Genomic DNA, 6,204 nt, shown 5'->3' with positions numbered 1-6,204 from the left:
CAAGAAAAAGACCCATACCTTTAAAGTACAGGCCATGATTCACTACAAAACTCAGCAAATTCTGAGTTTATGTACCAGTCGCGGTGCAGTGCATGATTTCGAGTTGTTCAAACGTAATTTAAACCAGATTCCTTTTGGGGCTTTTATCCTTGCAGATAAAGGCTATCAGGGGATTTATGTGTTGTATCCGAATAGCCTGTTGCCATTAAAAGCCAAAAGACACTGTAAATTGGATCCTGAATTGAAAATCTATAATCAAGAAATCAATAAAAGAAGAATCGGAATTGAGCATGTATTTGGCAGCCTGAAAACCTTCAAAATCCTTGCTGAACGTTATCGAAATAGAGGTAAAAGGCTTGGTTTGAGATTCAATTTAATCGCTGGAATCTACAACTTGGAACTGAGCAAAAAATGATTTATGAAAGAGGTCTAGTAAATTAAACATTAAAATATTTAATTTACCTTAAATATCTTTATATAAACCTTCAAATGTAAACCTAATTCAACAAATGCAATCTCCTGCATAGATTCTGTTATGAAATGTCAGGTCTTAGCCTATTTCTGGAAAATCTCCCTAATATATTTTTCTGTCATTACACTAAACAATGGACCTGAAAATATATGAATAATTATCCTGAAACCCCAAATTCAACCGAAACACAAGACCATCAGCCTGGTGTTCAGACTGCAATGAACCCAGAGCCAGAGATCATTAAACCTCACTATAAAGGTAGCGAGAAATTAAAAGGCAAAGTTGCTCTCATTACCGGTGGAGATAGTGGGATTGGCCGTTCGGTATCTGTCCTGTTTGCCCGTGAAGGAGCGGATATCGCGATTTGCTATCTGGACGAAGATCAGGATGCAAAAGATACAAAGAAAATGGTTGAAGCAGAAGGACAGCGCTGTCTACTGATCAAATGTGACTTGCAGCAACCAGAAGAAATTCAAGATCTGGTAAAACAGACTATTCAGGAATTCAAGACAATTAATATTCTGGTAAATAATGCAGGAGTACAATATCCGCAGAAAAGTATTACCGATATCTCTCCTGAACAGCTATATAAAACTTTTAACACCAATATTCTGAGTATGTTTCATTTAACTCAGGCGGTTCTCCCCCATATGCAGGCAGGTGACAGTATTATTAATACCACTAGTATTACTAGCTATCACGGACATGATGAACTGATCGACTACTCCAGCACTAAGGGTGCAATTACCACGTTTACCCGTAGTCTTTCGACCAATTTGCTGAAAAACAAGACAGGTATTCGTGTTAATGGGGTTGCACCCGGCCCGATCTGGACCCCACTTATTCCAAGTAGTTTTGACGAAGAAACCTTAAAAGAATTTGGTAAACAGACACCGATGGGCCGCATGGGACAGCCCAGTGAGGTCGCTCCAGCCTATTTATTTCTGGCTAGTGAAGAAGCCAGCTATATCTCGGGTCAGGTGATCCACGTAAATGGTGGCAGCATTGTTAATGGCTAAACAAAAGCTTTAGGATAATGGCTCTAGGGTCATTATCCTGTTCAAAATTAAGATTTTAAAATTGACTTCATCTTTAGAACTAAAAATAAGTTAGATATAAATGCTCCAGTCATTTAATAACCTATAAAACAATTCAAACAAATCCTGACAGAAGCTTACTTTGCCTAAATCAAGTCCTTGTTATAGTCATTCCCATATTAGACCGCATGTGAGGATCAGACTATGCCTAGAGGTGATAAATCTGCCTATACGGAAAAACAGAAACGGCAAGCTAAACATATTGAAGAAAGTGAGAAAGAACAAGGACGTTCTGAAAAAGAGGCTGAACGTATTGCTTGGTCTACAGTCAATAAACAGGATGGTGGGGGAAAGAAAAAGAAAAGTTCTGATCAATCGTAATGATGTTTTCTAAAACATTTCATATAGGTAGGTGTTTAAAACATTTGCTTTAAGGATTGCCACAAAATATCAAATCCAAGCTGTTTTAAATTTAAGTTTCCAGTTTAACGATGGCAATTTTTCTCCTATCCATCTATCCAATAATTTTACTTATTAAATTTTAAATCTGACATAATCTTAGGTAAACATATGAAAATTTTGATTGTTCTGACCTCCCATGATCAACTTGGTGACACAGGCGAAAAAACCGGTTTCTGGCTAGAGGAACTGGCTGCCCCATATTATCGATTCATTGATGCAGGAGCCGAAATCACTTTAGTCTCCCCACAAGGTGGTCACCCGCCGCTTGATCCTAAAAGCAGTGCTGAAGATGCCCAAACTGAAGCAACCAGACGTTTTGAAGCAGATGAAACCGCCATGCGTGCTTTAGCCAATACCCATAAATTAAGCGAAGTAAATGCAGATGAGTTTGATGCCGTATTCTATCCAGGTGGGCATGGTCCGTTATGGGATTTAGCCAATGATTACACTTCAATCCATTTAATTGAAGAAACCTTGCAATCCAATAAGCCTGTCGCACTGGTCTGCCATGCGCCAGGAGTACTGAAAAAGGTAAAAGATAGTGAAGGCCACTCAATTGTGTCAGGTAAATCAGTAACTGGTTTTAGCAATACCGAAGAAGAGGGAGTCGGCCTGACGAATATTGTTCCATTCTTGGTCGAAGATATGCTGAAGGAAAATGGTGGGCATTATTCCAAAGCTGATGATTGGCAAGTTCATGTGCAGCAGGATGGTTTACTGATTACCGGACAAAATCCAGCATCATCTGCAGCAACGGCGGATGCCCTGTTAGATTTATTAAAATAATATCCTGAAGATGCCCATGAATAAATAACTCCTGATTTCTGCTCAATTCAGGAGTTATTTAAACAATTAAATCATGACTTAAATCCATCAACCCTGAAAGCCTTTCTCAACTCACGGTACATCAAATGGTGATGGATCCCATGTACCTCGTTCAAGTTCTCTTAATTTAAACCAGACATGCACAGATTCGCGCTGAAAATTCCGCATGACATAGCTATAAAGTCTTTCAGAAATAGGAACTTTAAAACTCAATAATCGATGTAGCATGAAGGCTAAATCAAAATCTGCAATACTCCATTGTGAACTTAACCATTGATCGCCAATCAAAGCCTCACTTACTCTGGTTAACCGATCAATTTCTACCTGAGTATGCCGGTCTGGAACATAAGGTTCCGGTAATGGCTGAAAGATACCCGTGGAAGGCATATTTTGACATATCAGACTAAAATCAGATTTAAGCAATGCCTGAACCGCCCGACATTTAGCACGCGCCCGAATATCTGCCGGATAAAGAGCCGGATAGTCAGGTGCTGGAAAAAGCTCATCCAGAAATTCAGTAATTGCCATGGATTCAAAAATTGACCAGCCATCCACAGATAAGCAGGGAATTTTTCCAGTTTTACAGATTCTTAGATAGGTATCTGATTTATTTTCATCCTTATCCAGATCGATTTTAATCTCTTTAAAATCGACATGTTTTTCTCTAAGGGCCACAAAAACCGACATGGCATAGGGACTTAATCTTTTACGATCAATATAAAGGCTTAGACTTTGCATAGCATGGCTCCCCTAATGGAGTTGTTATCAGTATATAAAACTATGGGATTGCATACGGTCATCAAGTTCCAAGTTATACCCAAACTGAAGTGAACAATAGCGGAGTATCTTTACAGAGTTTAAGCAATTGCAACCAAGCCACTGCTAAATGGAGGAGCTCATTGAGCTGCATTCAGCTTTCCAAGTCATATGATTCAAGTTAAATTAAATCATTTCTTTTGATCAGTCACCATCATGCTTAATTTTGACGAATTTCCAGACACGGTCTATGCCATCCAGCATCTTGCCTTTGAAGACCTTGGCGCGTGGGAAGATACTTTCTATCAGCTCGGCCTACGCGTACGTTATTTTGAAGCAGGGGTCGATGACCTGACCCAGGCATTTGAACATACAGGTCTGACGGTGATTTTAGGTGGTCCAATCGGCGTTTATGAAACTGAAGACTATCCTTTCTTACAGCAGGAAATAGACTTACTGAAAGTTCGTTTACAGCAAAATTTGCCGACTTTAGGAATTTGTTTAGGTGCACAGCTTATTGCGCATGCATTAGGAGCAAAAGTGTATGCAGGTCATAGCAAAGAGATTGGTTGGTCCAAGCTTAGCCTTACATCTGTGGAGAATAATCCACTAAAAAATCTGGAAAATCTTGAAGTATTACATTGGCATGGTGATACGTTCGACCTGCCCACAGAGGCTGAGCTTCTGGCAAGTTCTGCGGTCTATCCAAATCAGGCTTTCCGGATTGGCAGCAATATTCTGGCACTGCAATTTCATGCTGAAGTGGAAGCTGAGCGTCTGGAGAAATGGCTGATTGGCCATACCTGTGAGCTGCGTCACGCGAATATCGACATTGCAGCCTTACGTGCCGACAATCAGCAATATGCTGCTGCTTTAGAAGCTGTATCGGTATCCATCCTTCAAGAATTTCTAAAGCATATTCAAACCAGCTAATTTTTATTCTTCAAATTAAGTGGATGATAAAAGGATATTCTTTCAGATTAGCTATCTACTAATTTCTAGCAAAGCTTAATTTTCATCCATAAAAAAGCACCCTACAGGGTGCTTTTTAAATTTGTCTTTTCTTATTTTTTCGCAGCGGGTACAGATGCTTCAGTGGTAATGTTTACAGTAATTTTATCACCGACATTTGGCACATAAGCGCCAACATTGAAAGCTGAACGGTTAAATGACGTGGTCGCATTGAAGCCAATTGTTTGCAGTTTTGTCATTGGATGAACAGCCTGTTTATTTAATACTGCATCCAGCACAACTGGCTTGGTTACACCTTTTATAGTCAAATCACCGGTGATTTTATATTTGTTTTTACCTAAAGCCTGAACCTTGGTACTTTTAAACGTGATGTTTGGATATTTCTCTACATCAAAGAATTCTGCTTTTTGAATATGCTCATCCAGTGCTTTAACATTGGTATTAATACTTGATACCGGAATAGTTACATTTACTGATGAGTTAGCAGGCTTTTCATTATCAACCGTAATCGTGCCCTGAATATCACTAAAGTTCGCAGATGGTGTCGAAAAACCAAAGTGACTCCAGCTAAATACAGTCGCGGTATGGCCTGGATCAATGGTATACGCAACCGGCTTCGCCATAGAAAATGTTGCTACTGAAGCCAAAGTCAGGCCCAAAGCCAATGTCTTGAATTTCATGTCATAACCCTCTGTTTTGAATAGGTTCTAATCTAGCTTAATTAGAATTATTTGCACCGCTAAAGATAGAACGATTTGTTGCATGCATGGAACGGTAAAATTGTAAGCATGATGACTTTGTCAATATTAGGTCATCTTGTATTGAATAAAACCGGTTTTCTTGGCAACCTGCTCATAGAGCTGCTGTGCTTGTCGATTGCTCTCATGAGTTAACCAATACACTCGATCACATCCATGCTGTTTAGCATCTACATATACTTTCTCAATCAAGGCTCGTGCCACACCCCGCCCTCGAAAATCAATATGCGTATAAAGATCTTGCAAATAGGCATACGGCGTTAAAGTCCAGCAGCTGTCATGTTGAATGACATGCACAATGCCGATAACCTGCTGATTCAGAATCGCTGCGAATCCATACATATTGCCGAATGCAAGATCAGTAAGCCTTTGCCAGGTATGCTGATTTACCTCTTCACTGAGCTGAGTCTGATAAAAATTCTGGTAATCCAACCATAATGGCAGCCACTCCTGCTGTGTAATATTTTCTAGAGGCTCAATTTGAATCTGGTCTTGTATCATCATTTTTATACGATTCTTCTATTTCAAATAGATTCAATTAGCTTAGGCTATTTTGATGATTAAGATAAGATATGTTTTTATTTTACTCACGCCAATTTTTTAAAATATATCTATGACTCATACAGATGATTATTTTGGTACAAAAATAGCCCCATGTGAGGCTATTTAAGCCTTCAATTTTAAAGCTTTTCCACCAGAATACGGTCAATCTGCTTTAAACCAGAATGTTTTTCATGGTTCTTACGACGCACTTTAATAATTTTTTCAGCCGCCAGATCCTGAAGTAACAGCTCAACTGCCATCATTGCTTCAAGAGGCAGATCCTGCCCGATCCATTTCTGTTCGCCTGCATCCATTAAAGTAATTTCATCGTTAATTTGTTCATACAAGCTCATGTTTATCTCACTCTTTCATTTCGACT

At 39.2% G+C, this 6,204-nt stretch carries 9 protein-coding genes; 5 read left to right on the top strand and 4 right to left on the bottom strand.

Features of this window, described 5'->3' with window-relative positions; translation table 11 throughout:
- From ACTJIX_RS14060 to ACTJIX_RS14045, 4 genes are all read left to right on the top strand, one after another.
- Positions 1-415: transposase (locus ACTJIX_RS14060; RefSeq protein WP_440611443.1), on the top strand; the 415-nt coding region annotated here is incomplete at its 5' end.
- Positions 416-621: 206 nt separating this feature from the next.
- Positions 622-1,491 (top strand): SDR family oxidoreductase, encoded by an 870-nt coding sequence (locus tag ACTJIX_RS14055; RefSeq protein ID WP_004812568.1) that lies wholly within the window; start codon positions 622-624, stop codon positions 1,489-1,491.
- Positions 1,492-1,713: 222 nt separating this feature from the next.
- Positions 1,714-1,890 (top strand): hypothetical protein, encoded by a 177-nt coding sequence (locus ACTJIX_RS14050; protein WP_004894311.1) that lies wholly within the window; start codon positions 1,714-1,716, stop codon positions 1,888-1,890.
- A gap of 189 nt (positions 1,891-2,079) precedes the next feature.
- On the top strand, positions 2,080-2,757 hold the full coding sequence (locus ACTJIX_RS14045) for a type 1 glutamine amidotransferase domain-containing protein (RefSeq protein ID WP_004894308.1): 678 nt from the start codon (positions 2,080-2,082) through the stop codon (positions 2,755-2,757).
- Between the two features lie 111 nt (positions 2,758-2,868).
- Here ACTJIX_RS14045 and yfcF read toward each other — a convergent pair whose 3' ends face one another.
- Positions 2,869-3,534, bottom strand: a complete 666-nt coding sequence (gene yfcF / locus ACTJIX_RS14040; RefSeq protein ID WP_004894306.1) for a glutathione transferase — start codon at positions 3,532-3,534, stop codon at positions 2,869-2,871.
- Between the two features lie 234 nt (positions 3,535-3,768).
- Between yfcF and ACTJIX_RS14035 the strand changes: the two genes are divergently transcribed.
- Positions 3,769-4,485: a glutamine amidotransferase gene (locus tag ACTJIX_RS14035; RefSeq protein WP_004894303.1), complete on the top strand. Its 717-nt coding sequence runs from the start codon at positions 3,769-3,771 to the stop codon at positions 4,483-4,485.
- A 131-nt stretch (positions 4,486-4,616) separates the two neighbouring features.
- Here ACTJIX_RS14035 and ACTJIX_RS14030 read toward each other — a convergent pair whose 3' ends face one another.
- The 3 genes from ACTJIX_RS14030 to ACTJIX_RS14020 all read right to left on the bottom strand — a co-directional run bounded on the left by ACTJIX_RS14030 (position 4,617) and on the right by ACTJIX_RS14020 (position 6,178).
- Positions 4,617-5,204 (bottom strand): YceI family protein, encoded by a 588-nt coding sequence (locus ACTJIX_RS14030; protein WP_004894301.1) that lies wholly within the window; start codon positions 5,202-5,204, stop codon positions 4,617-4,619.
- A 126-nt stretch (positions 5,205-5,330) separates the two neighbouring features.
- The gene (locus ACTJIX_RS14025) at positions 5,331-5,786 is read right to left on the bottom strand and encodes a GNAT family N-acetyltransferase (protein WP_004894298.1); all 456 of its coding nucleotides are present in this window, start codon (positions 5,784-5,786) and stop codon (positions 5,331-5,333) included.
- A gap of 176 nt (positions 5,787-5,962) precedes the next feature.
- Positions 5,963-6,178 carry a hypothetical protein gene (locus ACTJIX_RS14020; RefSeq protein WP_004812556.1) on the bottom strand — a complete coding sequence of 72 codons (216 nt, stop codon included), beginning with the start codon at positions 6,176-6,178 and terminating at the stop codon, positions 5,963-5,965.
- Positions 6,179-6,204 lie beyond the last annotated feature (26 nt).

It is taken from the genome of Acinetobacter sp. 22323, from assembly GCF_052044895.1.
GTDB classification, from domain to species: domain Bacteria; phylum Pseudomonadota; class Gammaproteobacteria; order Pseudomonadales; family Moraxellaceae; genus Acinetobacter; species Acinetobacter schindleri.
The sequence above is the reverse complement of the archived record's forward strand: the minus strand, read 5'-3'. Positions and strand labels throughout refer to the sequence as shown.

Coding starts and splice junctions, on each gene's coding strand:
- yfcF (WP_004894306.1), bottom strand. CDS start 3,534: ATGCAAAGTCTAAGCCTTTATATTGATCGTAAAAGATTAAGTCCCTAT.
- ACTJIX_RS14045 (WP_004894308.1), top strand. CDS start 2,080: ATGAAAATTTTGATTGTTCTGACCTCCCATGATCAACTTGGTGACACA.
- ACTJIX_RS14050 (WP_004894311.1), top strand. CDS start 1,714: ATGCCTAGAGGTGATAAATCTGCCTATACGGAAAAACAGAAACGGCAA.
- ACTJIX_RS14055 (WP_004812568.1), top strand. CDS start 622: ATGAATAATTATCCTGAAACCCCAAATTCAACCGAAACACAAGACCAT.
- ACTJIX_RS14020 (WP_004812556.1), bottom strand. CDS start 6,178: ATGAGCTTGTATGAACAAATTAACGATGAAATTACTTTAATGGATGCA.
- ACTJIX_RS14030 (WP_004894301.1), bottom strand. CDS start 5,204: ATGAAATTCAAGACATTGGCTTTGGGCCTGACTTTGGCTTCAGTAGCA.
- ACTJIX_RS14025 (WP_004894298.1), bottom strand. CDS start 5,786: ATGATGATACAAGACCAGATTCAAATTGAGCCTCTAGAAAATATTACA.
- ACTJIX_RS14035 (WP_004894303.1), top strand. CDS start 3,769: ATGCTTAATTTTGACGAATTTCCAGACACGGTCTATGCCATCCAGCAT.